Genomic DNA, 24,625 nt, shown 5'->3' with positions numbered 1-24,625 from the left:
CGGCCGTGCCGGATCGTATTATTTGCTTTGGTTAATGTCAACTTTCGTTACACAGTTCTGCTTATCATCCAGGTTTACTTTTACACTCTGGATCACGACGTTTTTATCAAACTGAAGACCGGCACAGTACATATAGAAGTTGTTGGCTTTGCTGTCGCTTACTTTTACCACTGTGTTTTCATTGTTACACAGATATGTATTGAGAAGATAATTGTAATGCATATTGAAACTGTTCCCGTTCGCAATCTGCTGCAGGTGGTATTTGAAATCGTCATCTACCTTTTTGTAAGCATCTTCTACCGGGATTTCGTCCTGTTCAAGAGAATTGTAGGCAGGAAGAATTTTGATCATGTGATAGATGGGCTCTTCGCTTTCTTCCGTAAGTAAGGCAACACGGTAATCCCCCGGTTTCTTATATGAATAAATAGCCATCTTCTCTTTCGCATCGGTACTTCCTGTTTCGCCAAATTTCCAGGCAAATTTTGTAGCTTCCGAAATAGCACGGAATGTAACATTCTCGTTCTGCATTGCCTGTAAAGGTGCTTCGATAGTGGTAGTCATCCTCATGGTATCTTTTACTTTCTGAGTTCTTGCAGAAACCATTACCGGGAAGGTTTTAGTGTACTTGTCATCAATAATCAGACTAATCAGATAGTAGCCCGGCTTGTTGTAAAAGTGAATCCCCGAACTCTTGTCAGAGTTCGTTCCGTCTCCAAAACTCCATCTCTTGGTTTTTGCAAACTGGGTTTTGTCCTCAAACAGAAGCGTATCTCCTACCGATAATGAGGTTGGACTTACAATTCCCACAATATCATCGGCAGAATGGATCACCTTTTTCTGCAGCCACAGCGCAACGAGAGCGGCAATGAGCAGTGTTGCGATAACACCAATAATAATGTTCTTTTTGTTTTTTTGAAAATAATTCATAGTTAAGTGATTGTGATGTGTTTTATTCCTTTAATGTTTATGTTTCTTTGTTACTGGGTCCTTGCCCTTAATGCATTCTGTCTTTCGAACAGGCGGTTCTGGGTATCTTTGAACCCAATTCTGCAATCTTCCACTTCTTTTTCAAACTTTTTTATATCTTCTGTAGTGGTAGAAATAACTTTTTTGTCATCATAGTACATTTTATAGAAATGAGAAATCTGTGTATAGCCGTCTTTACGGATATCAATAACCTGATTACTGTTGAAATAACTGGCAATTCCATTTACACCATTCATGATATTTCCCTCTTCAAAAGGTTCAGGAGCTTTATCCCTGATCCTGCTTATTCTGGCATAGGCACTGTCTACCTCCGGCTGTATCACCTTTTGCTGGCGTTCAAATTCTGCTTTTTGTTTAAGGCTTTCCAGTCCTCTTACATCTTCATCCGAGAACGGAGAATCAAAACCTTTTAAAAAGATAATTCCAAGGAATATCATGGCTGCCAAAAGCATCAGTATCAAATATAAAAACTGATAGTGTCTTTCTTTTTTAGATAGTGTAATATGACCCTGCATGTGTTTTCTTTTTTTATGTTACCTTCTTCTTCCTCCTGTAAAATTCCTTGTAGGATCCTTTCTGAGCTGGCCATTCGCTCTTTCCACCTTGTTCATACAATCGTCCAGATCTCTTAAAACAGATCTTTTTCTGTATTCTACTCCCGCAATATCACTTTTCAATGCCAGCATGGGGCCTATCTGTTTCAGCAAAACGGCATAATGCTTAAAATTATCAACACTGTCTTTGCCCATAATGAGTTTTGCATCATTGACATCATCCATAATACCGGTTTTAAGGAAGACTTCATTCTCAACCTTATTAATGCTGTATTGGTTCATCCTTTCATAGATTTTCTCTATCTGAGCCCTTAGAACATCACCACGAACCATCAGTTCTTTGTAGGCATCAGCATCTTTGGTAATCCCTTCTCTCTGTATGCTGTAGCTTTTAAAAAAGAGAAACAGGCAGGTAAAGGATACTGCTGACAAAACAGCGAAGGAAAGAATAAACTTCCAAATGCCCGCTCTGACGTCAGATTTGTTTAATTTTTTTTCCCTGTTAGAAGACATATATTTGTAATTTGTTTGGCCTGTGAAAATATAAAAAAAAAATTTTATAGGCAATACGTATTTTTCCTGAGGCTTATTCGTGAAAACCCTAATTAACTTAAGATTAATTTCAACTTTCATAAGTTTTTCCTAAATTAGACCTCTCGATTTTCAAAAACTAGCACCAAACAGAATTAAAAAAGTGAGCAAACTACTATCAAATACATTGCGGTTTTCCATTGCTGACAGTGATTTTTACTTTAAAAAGATCATGATCAAAACCCTTATGGAAAATCCATTCTATATGCTTTTGAATGACTGCAACAATGGGCATGAGCTGGTGAACAGAATCTACAGAAGACAGGAAGATGTATTTATTATAGAACTGTTTATGCCGGTATTAAGCGGGATAGAGGCTATCAAATACATCCGCAAAAACAATACGGAAACGCCAATCGTCACATATTCCAGCACCTATCAGGAAGATATGGCTGATATCCTATCCAAAATCCCCAATATCTATTACTGTGAGAAAAAAAGTACGATCATAAAAGATATTATTAAAGGCAGTGTAGCTTCTGACAGCTTTGATTATGAGCAGTATTCAAAGGAATGGGAACAACAGCCCCTCGCTGTACAAAACTATATGGAGAGGCAGAAAAAAGGCCAGGAAGAGCTTAATCCCACCGAAATACAGCTGATGAAATTCTGCTATGAAGGATACAGCAATAAGGAAATTGCAGAAAAACTAAACCTGAGCACCCGTACTATTGACACTTATATCAACAGGCTTACGGAAAAACTGGGACTGAAAACAAAACTGCATCTCATCCGTTTCTGCGTAGAAAATGGCTACTACAATTCCAGCATGTAGCCATATTTAACGTAATATTAATATAGAGGAAATATAAAAACTCTAACTCTTTACACAAAAAATTTCACCACTAATTTGCTAGTATTCAATTTTTTTAACTAAATTTGCACACCTAAAATTTAAAATTAAAAAAGGAAATGACAAAGGCAGAATTGGTAAACACCATCTCAAATAAGTTGGGAACAGAAAAGAATGAAACACAGAAAGTTGTAGAAGCTTTTATGCAGGAGATCAGGACTTCTATGTATAATGGAGATAACGTTTATCTGAGAGGTTTTGGATCTTTTATCATTAAAACAAGAGCTGCTAAAACAGGAAGAAATATTTCTAAGAACACTGCAATTGAGATTCCTGCTCACAACATTCCTGCTTTCAAACCTTCAAAATCTTTTGTGGAGAAAGTGAAAACGAAAGTCGCAGTAAAATAAAAAATTAACTGAATATTAACTAGTTACTAAAAAATTAAAATTATGCCAAGCGGAAAGAAAAGAAAAAGACACAAGGTTGCAACTCACAAAAGAAAGAAAAGAAGAAGAGCAAACAGACATAAGAAAAAATAATCTCTTTTTCCCGAGATTTACAATATAATAATATAGTTGGTGGTTCTATTTATTTAGAGTTCACCGACTATATTTTTGTTTGCAACGATAAGATTACGGGAAGAAACAACGGCTTCTGCAGATATTTTTTTAAATAATAGAGCACCTTTATTCTAAAATGCTTATATTTAGTATTATTTATCTGCTAAAAAAAACGCTGGTTTCCTATAATCTTAATAATTTTTATCTTATAACAAAATGAAGAAAGAACTAATAGTTTCGCATGAAGATGATCTTACAAAGATCGCGCTACTGGAAGACGGAAGACTATGTGAACTTCATGAGCAAGAGGACAAAAGCGAATTTATAGTTGGAGATCTGTTTGTAGGAAGAGTAAAAAAACTGGCACCCAACCTGAATGCAGCATTCGTAAACATAGGGTACGATAAGGATGCATTTCTTCATTATCAGGATCTGGGCCCTCAATACCTTACCTACAGAAAGTTTTTAAAAGATACCATTTCTAAGAAACAGAGCACTTCAAGCTTAAAAAATTTCGAAATACAACCCGAAATAGACAAAAACGGAACCGTAGACAAAGTCATTGCAAAAGACGATCTGGTTCTGCTTCAAATCACCAAGGAACCAATTTCTACAAAAGGTCCCAGGATCTCTACCCAGGTTTCACTTACAGGACGTTTTCTGGTTCTGATCCCTTTCGACAACAAAGTTTCTATTTCCAAAAAAATCAGGACTTCTGAGGAAAAAGAAAGGCTGAAAACGCTTATCGACAGCATCAAACCTGAAGGTTTCGGGGTGATCATCAGAACGGTAGCGGAAGGAAAGAAAGTGGCAGACCTGCACAATGATATGAATCAGCTGATCCAGAAATGGGAAAGCACCTTCAAAAACATCCAGAAAAGTAAAGTTCCGGCCAGGGTTTTAAGCGAAGAAGACAAAGCTTCAGCTATTTTAAGAGACAATTTCAACCAGGATTTCGTGAGCATCATCTGTGATGATGAACAGATGGTAGACGATATGCGGAATTATGTAGAAGTAATCGCTCCTGAAAAAAAGAATATTGTCCAGTTTTATAATTCCCACATTCCTCTTCTGGAATATTACAACGTAGAAAAACAGCTCAAACAGAGTTTTGGAAAGCACGTTAATATTCCTAGTTCAAAAGGCGCTTATCTTGTTATTGAGCATACGGAAGCACTGCACGTGGTTGACGTAAACTCCGGAAATAACATCACTACCGGAACCGCAGTAAACAAAGAGCACGCTCTGAAAGTAAACAAAATGGCAGCTACTGAAATTGCCAGACAGCTTCGTCTCCGCGATATGGGAGGCATCATTGTAATCGACTTCATCGATATGCAGAACCCTGAACACAGAAGGGATCTGTACGAACATCTTAAGGAAGAAATGAAAAGGGACAAAGCCCGCCACAAAATTCTTCCACCAAGTAAATTCGGGCTCATCCAGATTACCAGACAGAGAAACCGTCCGGAAAAACAGATCGAGACCAAAGAAGAAAACCCGAACAAAGACGGAGAAATTGTAGCTCCTATTGTCATCGTGGAAAGAATGGGTGAAACCCTGAGAAGCATCCTTCAGAAAGAGAAAGGAAAAATCTTCCTGCATGTACATCCGTTCGTGGAAGCCTACCTTACCAAAGGTATCAAAAGTATCCAGATGAAATGGTTTATGAAATACAAAAAATGGGTAACCATCATCCCAAGGGATTCTTTTAAATATTTAGAATACAAGATTTACAATTCCAAAAAAGAAGAATTGATTGAGTTTTCTAATTAAGACAAAATTTAAACCTCCGGAAAACCGGAGGTTTTTTCTGTTTTAAACTTAATTTATATCAACAAGAAGAGAAATAAAATATAGTAATTAAAATTGATTTTCAACCAGTTACATCTATGTAACATATATGTAATAGTCACTTTTTTTGATCCCCCGGATTCTCTTCATAAAATTGCAGAAACAAACTGTGAGATTTCAATGTTTATAAAAATATTACCCTCTATATTTCTTTAATACAAATATCTAAACAATGAAAAAAACTTTATTATTAGGGCTCATCCTGATTATCCAGAATGTGTCTGCCCAGGTTATTTCAAAAGACCTTACTTTTGCTTCAAACGGTATTTTTTCCATAGGAAACGATGATGCCTGGTCTAAAATGATCCAGAATTCAGATGGGAGCATTTATTTTACTCATAATGAAAGCAACAGCACAACAGGATTAACTGATTCTTTTTTATCAAAACTAACGCCTTACGGAACTTTGGACAATAGTTTCGGAACGAATGGAAAATATCAACTCCCCTATTACACCGATGAGAGCCAGATCAAAAAACAAGCTGACGGAAAATTTTTAGTGATCGGATTTCATTCTGATGATCCGGCGAACATCAATTATACAGATGTTACCAGATTTCTGGCTAATGGCCAGATAGATAATTCCTTTGGAAGCAATGGTACCGTTTCACTCACAAATCTAGGAGCCGACATTAATCTTCGCGGATATGGACTACTTTTTCAAAACAATAAGGTCATAGTTTACGGAGAATCCATTACCGGTTCCACTTTTAACCAATACAGAACTATTTACAGATTAAATGAAAACGGCAGTATTGACACTTCTTTTGGAAACAATGGTTCGCAGACCACCCAGGGAAAATTCATATTCGTAGATAATCAATCCAACATCATTTCTCTCAATCCCAGTACAGATGCTAACCCGAATGTGGGGCAGATTGAAAAATATAATTCCAACGGCTTGCCAATTTCAGGCTTCGGTAATAACGGAGTTTTAGTACTCTCCTTTAGCCCCGGATTCATAGGAGCAGCTTATATGGACAGCAACAATAATATCATTTACTCAAACATCAATGCAGAAATAGGCAGAATAATACCTGATGGAACTTTAGATCCTACTTTTACATTCGATCCCGCACTGCTTCCTTTCTCTACATGGATTTCAAGCATTATTGAAAAGAATGGCAATTATTATATAGGAGGAATGGCAGAAGGTGCAAATCCGGGATATTTTGTTTCCAGGCTTACTCAAAACGGTGCCATAGATCCTGTTTTTAATTATTTCGTAGAAACAGATGCTAACCTGACCGAGATTGGAGATATGATCGTCAACGACAATAATATTATTGCCAACGGATCCGGATATATCGTAAAGTACTTACTAAATCCTGCAAACTTAGCCACTGCAGACATCGTAAAAACCAATTCTGACATTTCTTTTGAAAACCCTGTTAATGAAGATTTAGTATATAGAACACAGGAGAAAATAAACAAAATCGAGATCTATTCTGCAGATGGGAAACTAGTAAAAACGATCAAAGGAAATCACACGAATGTTTCTGAACTGCTTAAAGGAGTATATACCGCAAAAACAACCTTTGAAAACGGAAAAACTATGATTAAAAAACTTATAAAAAAATAGTCAAACATACCATCGATATCTAAGATAGAATAAATTCTATATTCCCATTTTATTAATTAAACCTCTGGTTATTCCGGAGGTTTTGCTTCGAACGGCGTCGCGGAAATCCCAAGTTACTCAATGAGTAATAATTATCAAATGGTTCAGAACTCTAACGGAGAAATTTATTACATCTATAACATGGATTTTGCTACAGGAGTTACCCATGGGTTTGTATCGAAGCTTACCTACAATGGAGCTCCGGATCCGGCTTTCGGAAACAATGGAACTGTTCAGCTGGCCTCCGAGCCCTACAAAACTGATTGAATTTTATAATTAGGAAAAAACTAAACCTCTGGCAAATATGCCCGAGGTTTTATTTTATGCAAAACAGCCCTTGAAACAATTCGATTATTTAACTAAATTAGATCACAAATTTTTCACGATGAAAAAAATATATATTACTGCTCTATTCCTTCTCATCATCAGTTTATTTCATGCTCAAAACTCAACGGCAATTACCCTTTTTAATAAAAAGCTCAACGCATTTCTCAATGTCAGGGATTTTACCCTTTCAGAGGATGGAAATGAAGCTTTCTTCACCATACAAAGTCCTAATCAGGAAATCTCCCAGATAGCCTCCATTAAAAAAGATAAAAATAATTGGTCTGAACCTGAGCTGGTGTCATTCAATACTGCTTATTCTTATATGGAGCCTTTTCTGGCCGATCATGGAAACCGGTTGTACTTCGCATCGGATCGTCCGCTAGACCAGACAAAAACGGAGAAAAAAGATTTTGATATCTGGTATGTGGAAAGAAAAAATAAAAACTCTGCATGGTCTGAACCTGTTAACATGGGAAAACCTGTCAATTCTGATATGAATGAGTTCTTTCCATCCCTCTCTGATAATAAAAATTTATATTTCACCATGGATTCCCCGGCAGGAATGGGAAAAGACGATATTTATTTCTGTCAATGGGAAGGCGGCAAATATTCCCAACCGAAACTCATAGACGAAAATATCAACAGCAACGGATATGAGTTCAATGCATTTGTTTCTAAAAAAGAAGATTTTATCCTCTTCACCAAATACAATGAAAAAGGCGCACAAGGCAGCGGAGATCTTTATATATCCAGAAAAGGTTCCGATGGAAAGTGGCAGAAAGCAGAGAACCTTGGGGTTCCTATCAATACAAAGTTTATGGAGTACTGCCCCTTTTATGATGAAAAAGAAAAAGTCTTATACTTTACCAGCAAAAGAAACAGCTTATCTCCGAAAAAATTCAAAAACATTTCCGATTTTCAGCAATATATCAACGAAGGTGAAAACGGTTTAAGCAAAATTTACAAAATCCCCTTTACCCTACAATAATTTTTCTACGATGAATAAAGAACACCACTACAAAGCCACCATTGAATGGACAGGAAACAAAGGAACCGGAACCAGTGGCTACAGAAACTACGAAAGAAGCCATACCATTCAGATTGAAAACAAAACACTTATTGAAGGCTCTTCTGATCCCGCATTCCGTGGAGACAAAACAAAACACAATCCCGAAGATCTGTTTCTTTCCTCGCTTTCCTCATGTCATATGCTCTGGTATCTGCATTTCTGTTCCGAAGAGGGCATCATTGTCACTGATTATATTGATGAAGCAACCGGAATTATGGCTGAAAATTCAGATGGAAGCGGGCAATTTACATCCGTCACCTTACATCCGGCAGTCACCGTTGCCGAAGAATCAATGGTGGAAAAAGCCAGAGAATTACATCATAAGGCCGGGCAGTTTTGCTTCATTGCCAGGTCGGTTAATTTTCCGGTTAAACATATCCCCAGTGTGTTAGTTAAATAATTTTTCTTATTAAATTAAAAAGTCACATAACCTTTATTAATACAATAATTTAGCTACAATAACTCTAAAATATAGGTTCAAAAGTCCACAACAAGAGAATTATTTATCAAATAATCAATAAAATTCCAGTTTTTTAATCATTATTTATGTAAAAAATTACAATTAATTGTTATTTTTATGTAAAATGTAAAGATTTTTTTATATTTTTATATAAACAAAACTAACCATGATGAAACCGAGATTAACCATCTTTGATGAGCCGCTGCTGTATACAGAAGGCTTATCAAAACTGCTCTCCCAGAGCAAAATTTTCAATACGATTGATATTTGTAATTCTTATGAACCCCTATTTGAACAGTTAAAAGAAGCCCCTCCTGAAATCCTTGTGATAAGCTCCAATATGCTGATGCTTACCGATATTTTCAGGCTTGTAGAAGACATCACTTCAAAAGACAAAAAAATCAAGATTATTGTGATTGGCAATAGTTATGATATGGCAGACATCCGGAAGCTTTTCAACAAAGGCATAAAAAGCTATCTCGATAAAAACAGCAGGTATGATGAATTCCTGAAATCCATCAATGCATTGCTGCTCAATGAGATCTACATCTGTGACAGCGCAAAAGAAAGAATGATCAACTTTATAAGCAGTGAGGAAGGAAAACCCAATCCCCACATCAAAGAACCATTAACACGCAGAGAAATGGAGATCCTTAAACTGATATGCGACGGCTTCAGCAGCAAGGATATTTGTGAAAAACTCTTTATCAGTATCAACACTGTAGAAACCCACCGCAAAAGGATCCTCCTGAAACTAAACGCAAAAAATTCTGTAGGAATAGTAAAATATGCCTTAGAAAACCACATAATAGATTGATGAAAAAAAAATTCGCTTCCCATTCAAAAAAAATCCAAATCGAAGATTTGGATTTTTTTTGAATGGGACTGAGGTGAAGAGATTGTTGTACTGGTGGCTTCGAGGACCTAAACCGTCAATTATTCGCTTGAGATTCAAATATTTACTGTTCTTTTACTATTTCCAGTCATTTAAACACTCACACTCGTATCACCTGAGGTTATGCATCACGGCATCCCGAAAACTCATAAGTCATAATTCATAACTTATAACCCATCCATGCTCTCAAACCCTCCTACTCTCCCACTCCAAAACCGGCATTCTACTCATAATCCGGCATCTCTCCATTACTGAACAGAGACGCTCTGGAAAGATCCGTCATAGTAGAGTTGAGTTCGATAACCATTACATTTTTCTGGGATATATTGTCATTGGAGGTGTTGGTAAAGATAATCTGAGCATTATTCGGGGAGAATCTCGGATCAAAATCATTGGTTCCGAATGGTTTTTCGCTTTCTTCGGAGATATCGTACACCGCATCACTGATGAGATGATAGATGAAGATACGGGAATCCAGCTGACGATAGTTTCCGCTTCCGTCCTGGTAACCTGATACATCTCTTGTAAATACCAGCATTTGTCCGTCCACGGAGAAATTCAGGCCGCCTGCAGCCCCGGCAGTTCCTGATACAACGGTTTTTATTACACTTCCGGCCATATCAATAATATAGATTTTGGTATTGTATCCGCTGTAATCATTCGTTTTCAGGGCAATTTTACTTCCGTCATAGCTCCAGTCGCATTCGGAGATCATGCTGCCGTCCGGCGTTGTGTAGACCAGATTCAGGCCGCTGCCGTCTTTATTGATCCTGTATAATTTATTGAAATTTGAATAAATGATTTCCTGACCGTTGGTGCTCCATGCAAAATCCATTTCATAATTATTAAAACCGGCTGCCGGTACTGAAGTTACTTTAAACGGATTGGATCCATCGGGATTTGTGGTATAAATATGGGTACTTCCGCCCTCAGTCCGCAGAAATGCAACCAGTCCTGCATTATTATTTTTCCTCGGCCTCCAGCTGTTATAGGATGAGTTGGTCAACTGGAAGCTGTTTCCCTGCTGATCACTGGACATAATCACAAAGTTTCCGTTTTGTTTCCGCACATAATGATATCGGTTGGCAGGAACCATATTGGTGGTGAACTTACTGACAGAACTTAAAACTGGCGGGTGAATGCCGTCCGAAACAGACACCTGCCAGAAGTAACTAACACCAAACTTCAAATTGGACAGCGAATAGTGATTCGCAGCCAAATCATTAACCTGAACCACCTGGGTATCAAGATTATTTTTAATTGTTAAACTATATCTTAAAACATCAGCTGTATCGGGATCCGTAGCGGTCCACGTCAGCTCAACATTCAAAGGCTGATTCACCGCATTATCTACCGGACTAAGCAGCTGCGGCGCAGAAGGAGGAGAATTAAGGGATTCATCGTCGTCCATTTCAAAAACAACGGTAACCACCTGATTCTGACTTTGTATATTAACACCCTGGAAATTGGTGACATAACCGGATAATTCAGCCTTTACGGAATAATTCCCGACAGGCATTGCAGCGATTTCGAAAGTTCCGTCTGTGCCGCTGAAAACAGTCTGTGTAGTGGGTGCTGTAAAAATTTTCACATTAGAAATGGGCACATTGGTGCCTCTTTTCACCACTTTTCCTTTCAATGATCCTGTCTGAGCCTGTTCTATAAGATCTTCATCACATGAAAACAGACAAAAAGTAAGGATGAATATGCTGAGTATTTTGATTAAAGTTTTCATAGTTCATGTTTTTATTTGTTTCCAAGGTAAAAATTGATTCCAAGGGCAAACCGGAGCGCCTGATCCTTTCTTTTTCCGTTCACTATTCCTTCCCAGTTATCTTTAAACCCGACATCATATTGTGAAGAAGCCCGGATTCCGGTATTGTTCCCGATCATATATTCCAGTCCGCCGCCAACCTGTGCTTTGTACTGCGGTTTGTATTTGGAAAACATGGCTCCCAATCCGCCATAGATGTACGGACTTAATCTGTATTTGGGGAACAGCAGGAATTCGAGATTAAGCTCAGGAACCACGTAATTTTTTTTCACAATATTTTTATTCTCCAGGGTGAAATAGCCTCCGCTGGCTTCAATATTGAAATTGGGACTGATAAAATATTTAACACCCAGTTTTCCGCCTGCATTCATTTCAGGATTTACATAATCATCTTTGATTTTCTGGGCTTCGATGTTGGCAAAAAGGGAAACCTTCTTTCTGTAATTTTCGGGAAACTTATTCCCTACTGTTCTGCCGGCATTTTCTTCCTGCTCTTTATTGTACTCATTGATCATCGCCTGGTAGTCCGTTAGATTTTCTGAGGCTTTCCCCCATATTTTGTCCCTGATGCCTTCAACAATCAGAGATCTTACGGCTTTTTCAATAGCCTCAGTCACCGCAAGCTGTACCGGTTCATTCTGGGTAAGCCCCACTTCCGCTTCCAGCAGCCTTTCGGTATCGATATATCTGAAAAAACTTCCGTTCACGCTGGTAGAAAGAATGGTTTTGGAAGTATAAACGGTTTTGAGAATCTCACCGTTAAGCGTAGAAACAGCCCGTAAATAAATCGTGATCCTATCCTGACGGTACTGCGTGGAAGCACCTATTCCGAAGTACCTCGCGCCGAGACCACCTGTAAGGACATTGCTGTCATAGGAAATCACACCGCCTTCGAGGAGAATTCCTGCATAGAGAAGGGGCGGAAGCGACTGGCTGTTTTTGTCGGCGTCTTTCATATATTCCTGTCTGGTAGACCGGATGATCTGTCTTTCGTTCAAAAGATTGGCAATATTTTCCCTTTCAATGGGGATAAACCACCGGCTGTCTTCCAGTGCTTTGATCAGAATGGTAGTAGTTCCCTGCGGAACAGCCGTACTCCAGTTATTCCCGTTTTCCGACGGCTTGTATTGACCGGTCTGGTCCCTGAATTTGTAAACGCCGATGACAATTTTTTCTTTGGGAAGAGGAAGGTTCCTCAGTTCTGCAGTAGAGGGCGTAAGTTCCCCCATTGTGGATCTCCCGGGATCGGAAGGAAGCCCCAGGATCGAGCTGCAGGCCTGCATGAGGCATAGCAGGAATGTACAGAAAAAAATTCTGGTGTAAGTGTAAGTTTTCATGATAAGTTTGGTTATTGAGTTAGTTTTTATTTTGGAATAACGATCTCGGACTGATCGCCTGAACTGGTATCCAAAATGTTGATCAAAAGTCCCTGGGCTGTAGTAGTAATCTGCAGATAAAGTGATCCGAAAAGATAATTTCCGGGCTTTATACTGCCCTCCCCGAACTGATCTTCAAATAATTTCCTGGACAGCTCACTCAGCACCTGCCTGTTCAAACTCTGGCTGAAACTGTCAAGGGAATTAATGCCATCAAGCAAACTGCTGTAATCATCTTTGTCATCAAACTGATTCTGAGCATTTGCCGAACTTAAAAGCCACTGGTAATTAAAAGTATCACCACCGAATGCAGGATTAACGGGCTTATAGACGAGCTGCTGGGATTTTCCGGAGAAAATACCCGCAATAAAGGTCAAAATAATGATAAAAGTTTTCATGGCGGACGTTTTTAGTAAATGAATTCATTTTTAATAAGGTTTTTCTTTGCATTAAATTCTTTGATATATTTTAAGCCGGCTGCCAGCTGTTCTTTCAGATAATCTTCGTTGGGATTGGTCATAAAGCTGTAAATAACCTTATCGTCAATCTGGATGCTGATCTGGCCGCTGGTTCCGCGGAGAGGAAGTTCGGAGATGGTGACTGCACCGGAGCTTTTGTCAGGGAGCTGGCTGTACTGAAGATAAAAGAGATCATAAAAATCTTTTCCAACCTTGGTTTTGGTCTCATCAATCGTAAGCCCCTTCAGTTCAAATACTGCATCTTCTTCCACTTTAGCTGTTTTCTTTCTAAACAGATCGGTATTCAGTTCTAGACTGTCCTTTGCGATCAGCTTTTGTGTTTCTTCATCTTTCACATAGAGGAAGGCTTTCAAAGCGTCTTTCTGCTCAAGAGTTACATTGATTTCCGATAAAACTTTCACTTCGTTGGGATTGATGGAAAACTTCCCGCCCTGCTGGTTATTGGAAAGGTTTCCTGCACTTCCTTTTTTAATAGAGATCAGAAGGTAATTAAGTTCTTTATACACTGCAGTATTGTTGGTGACTACTGCTTTGAGCCTGATCTGATTTTCAAGGACACTGCTTTCGATCCTGGCCGTTACTTTTTTATCTTCCTGCCCGTCAACTGCTGCAGACAGGAAGATAAATAAAGTACACAGTTTCAGGGAATATGAAAGTTTCATCATCTGAATTTTAATAGTTTCTCATGAAAATGGTCTTGTTGTCACCTTTTACATTGATCTGCATTCCGTCTGAAACACTGTTGCTTCCGGTAATATCAATAATATTGTTATTTCCCTGTGCAGTAACGGCTGTTTTGGTTTCTTTATCTGTAAAAGAATTGATAAAATAAAGCGAATTATAATCTCCGAACTGCTGTACGGCAATGTTTGTTCTTGCATTAACAGAAAGCTCTGCGTTATTATGATCTCCGAGCTGAATGACACCGGAACCGAAAACCTGCTGTTCTGTCTGTTGTTTTACCAGGAGATTAAGAACCGTATCGCTGTTGATCTTGTCCCAGTCTATCTGCTGTGCCTGCAGGCAGGCTGCGGCGAAAAGTGTAAAGGCACCCCATTCCGGTTTAAACATGGTATTAATTGTTTAAAGTATTTCAAGACTATTCTGAAAAACACACCCGGCAGATAGAAATATAAAATCCGGTTTCCGGGTATGTCCTATCATGAAAAGCTTAAAAAAGGAGAAAACCTCAGCTTCTCCTTTTTATTCCTTGATTACAGTCATTATTAGTTGGATTGGATTACAGTCATTGAATTTCCGTTACCCATCTGGGTTCCTACATGGATGTGGGAATCTCCGCTCTGGGCCACCCAGCTAAAGTTATTGTTACCCATCTGAACATCTACAGCGGTATTGGAATCTCCCAGCTGGATCTGATATAGCTGATTGCTGTTTCCCAGCTGTACACCAATAGCAGTATTATCATCACCCACCTGAACAGAAGCCGCAATATTATCATTACCTCCCTGATCGTGTGTGGCACTGTTATCATTGCCATCCTGATACTGTACTAAAAGGTTATCATTACCGACCTGAAGCCCGCTTGCTTCATTTCTTCTGCCAAGCTGTACCTGGTAGGCATCGTTTCCGTCACCAATCTGCATTGCGGAAGCATCATTTCTTCTTCCATCCTGATACTGTATTACTGCGTTTCCTGTTCCCAGCTGCATGGAAGAGGTTTCATTTCTTCTTCCAATCTGGGTCTGCTCTGTAGAGTTAAAAGCACCCAGCTGCCAGGTTACTGCAGAGTTTCTGTTTCCCTGCTGGCTTACCTCATTGGTATTTCCGAGACCCGCCTGGTCTACATCAATGGAGTTTCTGTTACCGATACTTTCAGCGGTGTTCACATTCAGGGCTCCTACCTGATCAATGTCTGCCGTATTACGGTTTCCATCCTGGGTAAGGCTGTTGATATTTAAAAAACCTGTCTGATTGACAGTAGCGGTATTCAAGTTTCCAATCTGGGCAGTAAGATCAATATTTGATTGTGCGAAGCTGAAACTCATGGCCATTAGTGTACATACACCTGTAATAAAGTTTTTCATTTTGGTAAAAATTAATTGGTTAATAGTAGGACAAAGGTAGAAGCTAAAGCAAAATGAAAAACCACGGCTAAAGTGTAAATTTTCAAAATCACGGTTTACCGTTTTGGAAGTAACTGTTTACCGTGTTTTCAATATCACGAATTTCAGTTACGTAAAAATACGGTTTTTTATTTTTGATTTTCAACACTATACATCAAATAACTCTAATTTATCGCACAAAAAATTCATCAATCTTTTAATTTTTAATCTTTAATCAGTTAGATCTATTAATCACTACTCAATGGTTAATTAATGTTAATGCCTGTTCTTTTCTTCACTATATATTGCTAAATTTGAAGTATGGAAAGTTTTGGAAAAGATTTATTGCGGAAAATAACCAATGTGGAACTGCCGGGGATCAATGCCCACGGTGTATTTTCACCTCCTTCCCGACCTGTATTCACCTATGATGAAGTGCTGGCAAAAAATCCAAAATTTGCGGCGGTCAATATTGTCTTGTATTTAAAAGACAATGAATGGTATTTCCCTTTAATCCAGAGAACCATCAACGAGCATGACCGTCACAGCGGGCAGATCTCTCTCCCAGGCGGAAAACGTGAGGAAATGGACAGGGATTTTGCTGAAACGGCGGTACGTGAAACCTCGGAAGAAATTGGAATAGATAAACATTATATCCGGGTGATCCGTCAAATGTCTCCTATCTATATCCCACCGAGCAATTTTTATGTATATCCATATATTTCATATACCAAGAAGAATCCGCTTTTCGTTCTTCAGCAGAGCGAAGCCGTGGAAACCATAGAATTTCCCATCACTTCTTTCCTCAACCTGCCGGATAGTCCTGAAATGATGGCACTGCCCGGGGCCGCAGGTCATGAAGTTCCGGTCATTAATTTCAACGGATATATTATCTGGGGAGCTACAGCAATGATCCTGAGCGAGTTTAGCCAGTTGCTGAAAAAAATGTAACTTTGCACTACCGTGTTTAATTGAGAGATGGCGAAGAAAAATATTTTCACCGATGCATTCGGAACACCTTATTTTTTAAAAAGGTTTATTATTTTTATTTTGGGGGTTGTGTCTTACAGAAGATTCAACGGCTTTAATAAATTAAAGATAACCGGTACGGAGCACCTTGTGGATCTGCCGGATTCTAATGTGCTTTTTGTATCCAATCATCAAACCTATTTTGCAGATGTGGCAGCCATGTATCATGCATTCTGTGCGGTGAACAACGGATATCTGGATACTATAAAGAACCCGATCTATCTGCTCAATCCAAAGATCGATTTTTATTATGTGGCAGCAGAAGAAACCATGAATAAGGGAATTCTTCCCAAGATCTTCAAGATCGCTGGTGCTGTGACGGTAAAAAGAACATGGAGAGCAGAAGGAAAAAATGTCAACAGAATGGTAGACCTTACCGAGGTTGACAATATTATGAAAGCTCTGGACAACGGCTGGGTAGCTACTTTCCCTCAAGGTACTACTTCCGCTTTTGCACAGGGACGAAGAGGAACCGCCAAACTCGTCAAAAACCAGCGCCCTATCGTGATCCCGATCAAGATCAACGGTTTCAGAAGGGCATTTGACAAAAAAGGTCTCCGTGTAAAGGTTACAGGCGTAAAACCTACCATGGAATTCAAAGCTCCTCTGGATATAGATTACGACAATGAAAAAGCGCCTGAAATTCTATTGAAGATCATGACTGCCATAGAGCAGACGGAAGACTTCAATGTACTGCACAATTATGATGAAGAACTTAAAGCTAAAAAATTAGATCAAAAGGATTCAAATCATTAAAGTAAGTAAAATTATGAACAAAATATTAGGGATCATATTCGCGGTCATAGTATTAGTTTCGTGTAACAGTCAAAAAGTATATTCAGACTTTGATATAAGCTTTTCCAGAAGCGGAGGTTATGCCCCGGTCTATGAAAATTTGCTGATCAAAGGTAATAATGCCCACTACTCCTTTGAAGGCCAGGGAAAGAAATACAAACAGGATTTCAAGATCACCAATGAAGATCTGAAAAAACTGGATCAGACGCTTTCCCAGAATAATTTCAGAAGGATACAGGAAGACCGTAAAAAGCTGTATGATAATGTAAGTACTTCCATCAACATCAAGAAAGGCCCGAATGAAGGCAGCAAGACTGATGCAAGTATGATCATGCCGAACTTTACGACAAACTGGAATAATATCGTGAATGCTTTCCAGGAGATCATTAATAATAATGTAAAAAAACAGTAAATACAATTGAAAACCCACTTCATTGCTATAGGCGGAAGCGCCATGCATAACCTTGCTATTGCTTTAAAAGACAAAGGATACCAGGTGACCGGTTCAGATGATGCTATTTTTGAGCCTTCGAAGTCCAGACTGGAAAAGAAAGGTATTTTACCCCAGGAAATGGGCTGGTTCCCGGAAAAGATCACTGCCGATATCGATGCGGTTATCCTCGGAATGCATGCACATCAGGATAATCCTGAGCTGGCAAGAGCAAAAGAGCTGGGTTTGAAGATTTATTCATACCCTGAGTTTCTTTACGAGCAATCGAAAAACAAAACAAGAGTAGTCATTGCCGGTTCACACGGAAAAACAACAATTACTTCCATGATCCTTCATGTGCTTAATTTTCACCAGAAAGACGTAGACTTTATGGTAGGAGCACAGCTGGAAGGCTTCGACTGTATGGTAAAACTCACCCAGGACAATGATTTTATGGTGCTGGAAGGAGATGAATACCTTTCCTCACCTATTGATCTGCGTTCCAAGTTTCTTCTGTATCAGCCGAATATTGCTTTAATGAGCGGTATCGCATGGGACCATATCAATGTTTTTAAAACCTTCGATGATTATATAGATCAGTTCAGAAAATTCGTGGCAAGCATTACTCCCGGCGGAGTTTTGGTATACAATGAAGAAGATGCCGAAGTGGTAAAAGTAGTGGATGCCGCTGAAAATTATTTCAGAAAAATCCCTTACAAAACCCCGGAATATGAAATCACCAACGGGAAAGTATATTTAAAAACTGAAATGGGAGATGTTCCGCTTTCTGTTTTCGGGTCTCACAATTTACTGAATATGGAAGGGGCAAGACATATCTGCCAGCAGCTGGGAATTATGGACGAAGCTTTCTATGAAGCCATTATGAGCTTTAAAGGCGCCTCAAAACGCCTTGAAAAAATAGAGAGAGAAGACCAGGGAACCTTATACAAAGATTTTGCGCACGCACCAAGTAAAGTAAAGGCAACAGTAAAAGCATTTCAGGAGCAGTTTAAAAAGGAAAAGAAATATGGGTTTCTTGAACTTCATACCTATTCAAGCCTTAATCCTGTCTTTCTGGAACAATATGACCATGCGATGGATGGATTGGATGAAGCAGTTGTTTTTTATTCCGAAGATGCTTTAAAAATCAAAAGAATGGAACCAATTTCTCCTGAATTCATTAAGGAAAAATTTAAAAATGCAGCCTTAAAAGTGTTCACCAATGCTGAAGATCTTCATGCGTACTGGAAAACTTTAGATAAAACCAACGGGGTGTTCCTGATGATGAGTTCCGGAAATTTTGGTGGGCTTGATCTGACGAAATAATTTTTAAATTTGAAAATTTAATCATTTGAAAATGTGGTGTAACCCCTGCAGTTTATAATATAAACAAACACCTTTCAGCTGGGCTGAAAGGTGTTTGTTATTTTATTTAATTCTCTGAAAATAATATTTAATCAGGTCATTAACACCATCGTTATCAATATCATCCACATTGTTTTCAAGAATCATCTGCGTTGCTGTTAATTGGGAAACGATGTAAGGATAATCATACTCTTCTTCATACCAGAATTTTTTAGATTGCGGGTCATAGGTATATTTTCTGGTTACCGTTTCATCAGGAACGCACTCATTATTTTTCCTGATAAAGTGTACCGTAGTCATGTCTCCTGACCTGAATTCATTGGTCATTTCTGCATCACAGCCTGTAGGAATACGCGTTTCTGTCTCTTTTGTAGAAGATCTGTAGGCTTCTACCTTAGTCATTTTCCATGTTCCAATCATCGTACGCTGATCATCTTGCTTTTCATCATTATTATCACTACATCCCATCATGGCAAACAGCACCAGTGGTAGAACTTTTTTCTTCATAATTTAGTTTTAAACTTCAATAGGTACAAAATTAAAATAATTTCAGCGAATTCCCTTCTGCTTCACCTATAAGATTTTTCAGGATATCTTCTGTGGACACGTCACTATAAGGATGAATAGACTGCCCGGCCCAGATACTTACAAAATCCGTATTTTCCAATGCTTTTGCAACCTTGCGAAGCTCATTGGTCAGCTTGTTCTGATAAGGATAAGGCAAAATATAATCCGAAGCCTCCATATTTTCGATAAATTTATTCTGAATACCTCTGGCATATCTCCCGGAAAAGCTTTTCGTCAAAACAATATCTTCTTCAGCCGCTTTTTTGAGCCTTTGTTTTTCAAACGGTTTCAAACCGCTTTCCAGCGATGCCAGTAAAATACTTCCAACCTGAAATCCCTGTGCTCCCAGTTCTTTTGCAGCCCTTAAGGTTTTTCCATTATAAATCCCTCCCGCATAGATAAGCGGAACTTTTGCATGATCATATACTTCAGAAAGTAAGGTCATTCCACCAATCATTGGGATATTTTCAGCATCGAAAGTTCCCCGGTGGCCGCCCGCTTCAATCCCTTGTACGCAAATGATATCGATTCCAGATTTTTCCAAAGTAACAGCCTCTTTCACCGATGTACAGGTTCCTATGAGAGTGACTCCATTCTCTTTCAGCTTTTGAATGCTTTGATCATCCAGATTTCCAAATGTAAAGCTCAGGATTTTACAGCCTTCTGCAATAATGACATCCACCTGCTCATGGTAAGTTTTAACCTTAATATCTTCAAGATCCGGAAGATTAACCTGCAGATCATTTTCCTTCGCAAGATGGGTAATAAACAGTTTCGCCTTTCCGTATTTTTCCCGTAAAACATCTGTAATTTCCGGAATGTTGTGTACAAAAATATTGACCGCAAATGGCTGATCCGTCAGTTTTCTGGTTGCTCTGATCTGCTCAACGGACTGATCCGCAGAAAGGTCCGCAATAGCGAGTGATCCCAGACATCCGGCTCTTGCAGCTGCGGCGGCCATTTGGGGTGTGCTTACACCAAACATCGGAGCCTGGATAAGCGGATATTGTATATTGAATTTTTTAGTGATGGTATCAGGCCAGAACATAGACAATTATTTTATGTAAAATGTACGAAAATCTGATGATATTTTTTAGCTGAAAATCATGATATTACTCACCGGAATTCTCTGAAGATGTTTAATTTACTACAGAAAACATAGGAAGCTTTTTATAACATTTTAGTATAAAAATCTTTGATTTTAATAAAACTCATGTGAACTTCAATGCATTCCAATAGTAAACTTAAAAATAACTTAAGTGTTAAAAAAACTTTTGTGACTTTTGTGGTTGTTTTTAACAGATGATTTGTGGTTATTTTCTGGTTAAGAATAGTGACGTGAGAAAATCTAGGCTTTCTTTCGAAGGTCTTTATAATGTTTTTTTGTTTCCGTATCGAGTTTTTCTGTCGCGTAGGAAAAGGTTGCAGAAGGCATTGTCTTTGCGTATTGATCAAGAAAGAGATATAACTTTTGATCATTTTTCTTTCCGGCTTCCCTTACCCAGCTTCCAACTGCTTTATTCACCAGCTCATTGGGATCATGAACAAGGATTTCCGCAATGGTAAAGGTATCTTCTATATCATTTTTTCTGATAAAAGCATGGGTACTTACAATAGCAGTCCTTCTTTCCCAAGGGTTTTCAGATATGGCCAACTGGTATAAGATATCACGAGGCCGGTCAACGAGATATTCACCGATGATATTCCGTGCTCCCCGGTCTACAAAGTCCCAGTTGTTCAGGCGGTCATGGCGTTTCAGATAGAGTTCAAACAGCTGTTTTTTCCTTTCTTCAGTCGTTTTTTTATTTCCGGCCTGGAAGTCCATCATGCTCACCGCACCCATTCTTACTTCATAAAAATCACTGTCCAGAAGTTTGCTAATCTCTTCCAGGGGCATGGCAGAAAACTCTTTGGCGGTATTGAAAACATCCCCGAATTTTACTCCGAAAGCTTTGGTTACTCCGTCATTTCCTTTGAAAAATTTCTCAACTTTGTTAAGCTCTTTTTCATTCCTGAACGTGGCCAGTTTTTCTATGAATTGTACTGCGGTCATGGTTTTTATCTAAAATTTAAAAAAATCTCCCGCTGATCAGGCTGATCAGGCAGATAAATGTATTAAAAAATCTGTATGATCTGCATGATCTGCGGGAGAAATAATTATAATATATTTTACTAAATATCTGCTACAGATTTCAGCATCTTCTGCTCCCATTCCGGATCTTTCGGGTCGAAGAAGAGTCTTTTCCCGGTATCTAATGAACGAACAATATTCATTTCGTCTTCCGTAAGCTCAAAATCAAAAACATTGAAGTTTTCTTCAATTCTCGAAGGAGTCACAGATTTAGGAATCACCACAAACCCTTCCTGCAGGTGCCATCTTAAGATTACCTGTGCAACTGTTTTTCCATATTTTTCAGCAACTGCTTTTGTTTAAAAGATCTGCATTTCCGTTTCCAAGCGGGCTCCATGGTTGTGTGATGATGTTGTTTTCCCTGTCATATACCTGCAGTTCCTTCTGCTGGAACACCGGGTGAAGTTCAATCTGGTTAATTACCGGAAGAACCTTTGAGTTTGCTTTTAATTCCTCTAATTTCTCCACCGTAAAATTACATACCCCAATTGCTTTGATTTTTCCTTCATGATATAATTCTTCCAGAGCTTTCCATGTTCCGATAAAGTCACCGTACGGCCAGTGGATGAGGTACATATCCAAATAGTCCATCTGCAATCTGTCCAGTGTTCTCTGGAATGCTTTTTTTGCCTGCTCATACCCGTGGTCCTGAACCCATACTTTTGAAGTGATAAACAGCTCGTCCCTGTTCACACCGCTGTCTTTCACAGCCTGGCCAACTGCCGTTTCATTCTGGTAAATTGCTGCAGTATCAATCATCCTGTATCCGGTATGAATTGCTTTTATTACTGCTTTTTCGCATTCAGCCAGGTTTTCCATCTGCCATACTCCAAAACCTAAAGCAGGAATATCCATCCCATTATTTAAAGTCACCACAGGCTGTCCTGCGTACGTTTTCTTTTGCATATTATTTAATTTAATGTTTAAAATTTATCTAGAGACTAACAAATTTCCGATAAAAAAACGAAATTCCTGCTTACCATTTTTACTGTTTTTATATGTACTTTTAACTACACTGGCCTTTTAATTCTTTAAAAATATTCACAGTACTCCACTTTCTAACTTCTAATTTCTAACATCTAACTTCTAAGATCTATTCCTTATTTTTGCAAAAACTCAAAACAATGTCATACCAGATCAGACCCGCCACTGCCGAAGACCACCCAAGGATTATGGAAATCTGGGAATCCGCAGTAAAAGCCACGCATGATTTTCTTGCAGAAGAAGATTTTACTTATTTTAAAGAAGTAATTCCCAGGGATTACCTTCCGAACCTGGAAGTCTATTTAATTACGGAAAACAATGATGCCAAAGGTTTTGCTTCTGTAGCAGAGGGCAATCTGGAAATGCTTTTCATTCATAATGATGCACGGGGAAAAGGACTCGGCAAAAAGCTTTACGAATTTATGAAGGAAGCAACAGGGCTTACCAAAGTAGATGTGAACGAACAGAATCCACAAGCCATCGGGTTTTACGAAAAAATGGGCTTTAAGAAAATTGGAAGATCGGAAAAAGATGGCTCAGGAAAAGATTATCCCCTAATTCATATGAGTCTTTAATGGATAAATTCACTTTCCGCAAACTGGATTCCGGTTCGGATATTCCTTATGAACTCTTGCTCCTTGCAGATGAAACCGCAGAAGCTATTGACAGATATATTTTCGATTCTGTTATTTATATTTTAAATGACGGCGATGAAGATATCGCCGTATTTGCGTTGCACCCAAACAGTAAGACAGAATTGGAGATTAAAAATATAGCGGTTACTGAAAAGTACAGAAACCAGGGAATCGGTAGTGTCCTGATTGATAAATCAAAGAAAATAGCGGCTGAAATCGGCTATACGGTTTTAAGTGTCGGCACTTCTGACACCGGTTTTCAACAGATCCGGTTTTATGAAAAGAATGGTTTTATAAAAAAGGGAATACGTAAAGACTTTTTTACAGAAAATTACCCATTCCCCATTTATGAAAACGGCTTACAGATGCGCGACATGATCATTCTTACCCATGACCTTTCTGAATAATCCTTTGATATGATCTATCTCGGATTGATAGTTGGTTTTCTTTCTGCATCCGAAATATAGCGTGTTTTCCAGCTTTTTTTCTCCTTCCCAGACCAACTTAATTTCTCCGCTTTCTATTTCATTTTTACACAGGAAATTAGGGATAACGGCCAGACCGGTTCCTCCTTTCAGGCAGCGGATGATGGAATTCAGATTCGGTACTATATAGTTTGGACGGAAGTTAGGTTTATGTCCGAAATTCATAATCCAGAACTGAAATAAATGTTCCATATCTCCCGTGGTTCCGTACCATTTCTCCTGTTTCAGCCATTCTTCCACATGTTCCGTTCCTTTGGTAGCTACCGTTTCCTGAAAGCTTTCCAGGTCTACGTCCTTTCCACCTACCAGAATGATCTGTTCAGATGAAAATGCTTCGTGCTCTATATTCGGTGAAACGCCTTTTTTGGGGGTAATGATCAGATCCAGGATTCCCTTATCCAGCTGATCCAGCATTTCCGGATATTCACCAAAACTGATGATCAGGTTAAAAGGAAGTGTGGAAACGTACTGCTCCAAAGTAGTCTGAAAGGTTTCAAAGCACATCCCTACACTGATGGTCGGTGTGAGCTTTTCCGTAGATTTCTGAAAATTTTTCTCTACATCTTCCAGCTTGGAAATAGGTTCGGAAACAGCATTGAATAAAACTTTTCCTCTTTCCGTCGGGATCATTTTCCTTCCGGTCCTGTCGAATAATTTATAGCCTACGTAGGCTTCAAGGGAACTCAGGTGAAGACTCACGCCTGGCTGTGAAATAAACAGGGAATCTGCTGCACCTGTGAGGGTTCCGGTTTTATATATCGCTTTAAAAGTGCGGTACCATTCTAAATTGACCATAAC

Annotated in this window: 29 protein-coding genes; 14 read left to right on the top strand and 15 right to left on the bottom strand. The window is 38.8% G+C overall.

From position 1 onward, the window contains the following. Positions 1-18: 18 nt before the first annotated feature. The 3 genes from B7E04_RS08630 to tssO are packed head-to-tail and all read right to left on the bottom strand — an operon-like array spanning position 19 to position 2,054. Positions 19-927, bottom strand: a complete 909-nt coding sequence (locus B7E04_RS08630) for a PKD domain-containing protein (protein ID WP_062653327.1) — start codon at positions 925-927, stop codon at positions 19-21. 50 nt (positions 928-977) lie between these two features. Then, complete coding sequence (locus B7E04_RS08625; RefSeq protein ID WP_062653325.1) at positions 978-1,502, bottom strand: type VI secretion system transmembrane protein TssO; 525 nt, start codon at positions 1,500-1,502, stop codon at positions 978-980. Between the two features lie 18 nt (positions 1,503-1,520). Beyond that, positions 1,521-2,054, bottom strand: coding sequence for a type VI secretion system TssO (gene tssO, locus B7E04_RS08620; protein ID WP_062653466.1), 534 nt, complete (start codon positions 2,052-2,054; stop codon positions 1,521-1,523). Positions 2,055-2,235: 181 nt separating this feature from the next. Between tssO and B7E04_RS08615 the strand changes: the two genes are divergently transcribed. The 8 genes from B7E04_RS08615 to B7E04_RS08580 all read left to right on the top strand — a co-directional run bounded on the left by B7E04_RS08615 (position 2,236) and on the right by B7E04_RS08580 (position 9,636). After that, complete coding sequence (locus B7E04_RS08615; RefSeq protein ID WP_080778279.1) at positions 2,236-2,907, top strand: response regulator transcription factor; 672 nt, start codon at positions 2,236-2,238, stop codon at positions 2,905-2,907. Positions 2,908-3,044: 137 nt separating this feature from the next. Then, positions 3,045-3,335 carry an HU family DNA-binding protein gene (locus B7E04_RS08610; RefSeq protein ID WP_002984212.1) on the top strand — a complete coding sequence of 97 codons (291 nt, stop codon included), beginning with the start codon at positions 3,045-3,047 and terminating at the stop codon, positions 3,333-3,335. A gap of 369 nt (positions 3,336-3,704) precedes the next feature. Continuing rightward, a complete protein-coding gene (locus B7E04_RS08605) occupies positions 3,705-5,264 on the top strand; it encodes an Rne/Rng family ribonuclease (protein WP_062653321.1) in 1,560 nt (519 codons plus the stop codon). A gap of 250 nt (positions 5,265-5,514) precedes the next feature. After that, a complete protein-coding gene (locus B7E04_RS08600) occupies positions 5,515-6,924 on the top strand; it encodes a T9SS type A sorting domain-containing protein (RefSeq protein WP_080778278.1) in 1,410 nt (469 codons plus the stop codon). Between the two features lie 120 nt (positions 6,925-7,044). After that, positions 7,045-7,230 carry a hypothetical protein gene (locus B7E04_RS08595; RefSeq protein WP_080778277.1) on the top strand — a complete coding sequence of 62 codons (186 nt, stop codon included), beginning with the start codon at positions 7,045-7,047 and terminating at the stop codon, positions 7,228-7,230. A 118-nt stretch (positions 7,231-7,348) separates the two neighbouring features. After that, positions 7,349-8,278 carry a TolB-like translocation protein gene (locus B7E04_RS08590; protein ID WP_080780626.1) on the top strand — a complete coding sequence of 310 codons (930 nt, stop codon included), beginning with the start codon at positions 7,349-7,351 and terminating at the stop codon, positions 8,276-8,278. A 10-nt stretch (positions 8,279-8,288) separates the two neighbouring features. Next, positions 8,289-8,759 carry an OsmC family protein gene (locus B7E04_RS08585; protein ID WP_080778276.1) on the top strand — a complete coding sequence of 157 codons (471 nt, stop codon included), beginning with the start codon at positions 8,289-8,291 and terminating at the stop codon, positions 8,757-8,759. A 226-nt stretch (positions 8,760-8,985) separates the two neighbouring features. Beyond that, a complete protein-coding gene (locus tag B7E04_RS08580; RefSeq protein ID WP_228439868.1) occupies positions 8,986-9,636 on the top strand; it encodes a response regulator transcription factor in 651 nt (216 codons plus the stop codon). Positions 9,637-9,937: 301 nt separating this feature from the next. Here B7E04_RS08580 and B7E04_RS08575 read toward each other — a convergent pair whose 3' ends face one another. From B7E04_RS08575 to B7E04_RS08550, 6 genes are all read right to left on the bottom strand, one after another. Continuing rightward, positions 9,938-11,449, bottom strand: coding sequence for a carboxypeptidase-like regulatory domain-containing protein (locus tag B7E04_RS08575; protein ID WP_080778275.1), 1,512 nt, complete (start codon positions 11,447-11,449; stop codon positions 9,938-9,940). 11 nt (positions 11,450-11,460) lie between these two features. Further along, a complete protein-coding gene (locus tag B7E04_RS08570) occupies positions 11,461-12,825 on the bottom strand; it encodes a CsgG/HfaB family protein (protein WP_080778274.1) in 1,365 nt (454 codons plus the stop codon). Between the two features lie 26 nt (positions 12,826-12,851). Then, a complete protein-coding gene (locus tag B7E04_RS08565) occupies positions 12,852-13,262 on the bottom strand; it encodes a curli production assembly/transport component CsgF (protein WP_062653308.1) in 411 nt (136 codons plus the stop codon). A gap of 11 nt (positions 13,263-13,273) precedes the next feature. Further along, entirely contained in the window at positions 13,274-14,008 is a 735-nt protein-coding gene (locus B7E04_RS08560; RefSeq protein ID WP_228439866.1) for a curli production assembly/transport protein CsgE, read from the bottom strand. Between the two features lie 7 nt (positions 14,009-14,015). Further along, the gene (locus B7E04_RS08555; RefSeq protein ID WP_080778272.1) at positions 14,016-14,414 is read right to left on the bottom strand and encodes a hypothetical protein; all 399 of its coding nucleotides are present in this window, start codon (positions 14,412-14,414) and stop codon (positions 14,016-14,018) included. 155 nt (positions 14,415-14,569) lie between these two features. Further along, positions 14,570-15,388, bottom strand: coding sequence for a hypothetical protein (locus B7E04_RS08550; RefSeq protein WP_080778271.1), 819 nt, complete (start codon positions 15,386-15,388; stop codon positions 14,570-14,572). Positions 15,389-15,727: 339 nt separating this feature from the next. On the opposite strand from B7E04_RS08550, the gene B7E04_RS08545 reads away from it, so the two are divergent. Genes B7E04_RS08545 through B7E04_RS08530 form a run of 4 tightly spaced genes read left to right on the top strand, consistent with a single transcriptional unit; the run spans position 15,728 to position 18,986 of the window. Continuing rightward, a complete protein-coding gene (locus tag B7E04_RS08545) occupies positions 15,728-16,357 on the top strand; it encodes an NUDIX hydrolase (RefSeq protein ID WP_080778270.1) in 630 nt (209 codons plus the stop codon). A 27-nt stretch (positions 16,358-16,384) separates the two neighbouring features. Then, the gene (locus B7E04_RS08540) at positions 16,385-17,191 is read left to right on the top strand and encodes a lysophospholipid acyltransferase family protein (protein ID WP_062653299.1); all 807 of its coding nucleotides are present in this window, start codon (positions 16,385-16,387) and stop codon (positions 17,189-17,191) included. 13 nt (positions 17,192-17,204) lie between these two features. Beyond that, the gene (locus B7E04_RS08535; RefSeq protein ID WP_080778269.1) at positions 17,205-17,642 is read left to right on the top strand and encodes a hypothetical protein; all 438 of its coding nucleotides are present in this window, start codon (positions 17,205-17,207) and stop codon (positions 17,640-17,642) included. A gap of 6 nt (positions 17,643-17,648) precedes the next feature. Continuing rightward, positions 17,649-18,986: a UDP-N-acetylmuramate--L-alanine ligase gene (locus tag B7E04_RS08530; protein ID WP_080778268.1), complete on the top strand. Its 1,338-nt coding sequence runs from the start codon at positions 17,649-17,651 to the stop codon at positions 18,984-18,986. A 102-nt stretch (positions 18,987-19,088) separates the two neighbouring features. Here B7E04_RS08530 and B7E04_RS08525 read toward each other — a convergent pair whose 3' ends face one another. The 5 genes from B7E04_RS08525 to B7E04_RS08510 all read right to left on the bottom strand — a co-directional run bounded on the left by B7E04_RS08525 (position 19,089) and on the right by B7E04_RS08510 (position 22,629). Beyond that, positions 19,089-19,532: a lipocalin family protein gene (locus B7E04_RS08525; protein ID WP_080778267.1), complete on the bottom strand. Its 444-nt coding sequence runs from the start codon at positions 19,530-19,532 to the stop codon at positions 19,089-19,091. 31 nt (positions 19,533-19,563) lie between these two features. Further along, on the bottom strand, positions 19,564-20,640 hold the full coding sequence (locus B7E04_RS08520) for an NAD(P)H-dependent flavin oxidoreductase (RefSeq protein WP_080778266.1): 1,077 nt from the start codon (positions 20,638-20,640) through the stop codon (positions 19,564-19,566). A gap of 300 nt (positions 20,641-20,940) precedes the next feature. Continuing rightward, complete coding sequence (locus B7E04_RS08515; RefSeq protein WP_080778265.1) at positions 20,941-21,645, bottom strand: DNA alkylation repair protein; 705 nt, start codon at positions 21,643-21,645, stop codon at positions 20,941-20,943. 119 nt (positions 21,646-21,764) lie between these two features. Next, complete coding sequence (locus tag B7E04_RS22605) at positions 21,765-21,962, bottom strand: hypothetical protein (protein WP_317043812.1); 198 nt, start codon at positions 21,960-21,962, stop codon at positions 21,765-21,767. Positions 21,963-22,005: 43 nt separating this feature from the next. Further along, positions 22,006-22,629 (bottom strand): aldo/keto reductase, encoded by a 624-nt coding sequence (locus tag B7E04_RS08510; protein WP_317043788.1) that lies wholly within the window; start codon positions 22,627-22,629, stop codon positions 22,006-22,008. 218 nt (positions 22,630-22,847) lie between these two features. Between B7E04_RS08510 and B7E04_RS08505 the strand changes: the two genes are divergently transcribed. Both B7E04_RS08505 and B7E04_RS08500 read left to right on the top strand, forming a co-directional pair. Next, positions 22,848-23,282, top strand: coding sequence for an acetyltransferase (locus B7E04_RS08505; RefSeq protein ID WP_080778264.1), 435 nt, complete (start codon positions 22,848-22,850; stop codon positions 23,280-23,282). Then, complete coding sequence (locus tag B7E04_RS08500; RefSeq protein ID WP_080778263.1) at positions 23,282-23,749, top strand: GNAT family N-acetyltransferase; 468 nt, start codon at positions 23,282-23,284, stop codon at positions 23,747-23,749. Before B7E04_RS08505 ends, B7E04_RS08500 begins: the two co-directional genes overlap by 1 nt. Here B7E04_RS08500 and B7E04_RS08495 read toward each other — a convergent pair. Next, positions 23,702-24,622, bottom strand: coding sequence for a LysR family transcriptional regulator (locus B7E04_RS08495; RefSeq protein WP_080778262.1), 921 nt, complete (start codon positions 24,620-24,622; stop codon positions 23,702-23,704). The genes B7E04_RS08500 and B7E04_RS08495 overlap by 48 nt on opposite strands. Positions 24,623-24,625 lie beyond the last annotated feature (3 nt).

Source organism: Chryseobacterium phocaeense, from assembly GCF_900169075.1.
GTDB lineage: Bacteria > Bacteroidota > Bacteroidia > Flavobacteriales > Weeksellaceae > Chryseobacterium > Chryseobacterium phocaeense.
Note: the sequence above shows the minus strand (reverse complement) of the source record. Positions and strands in the feature narration are given on the sequence as shown.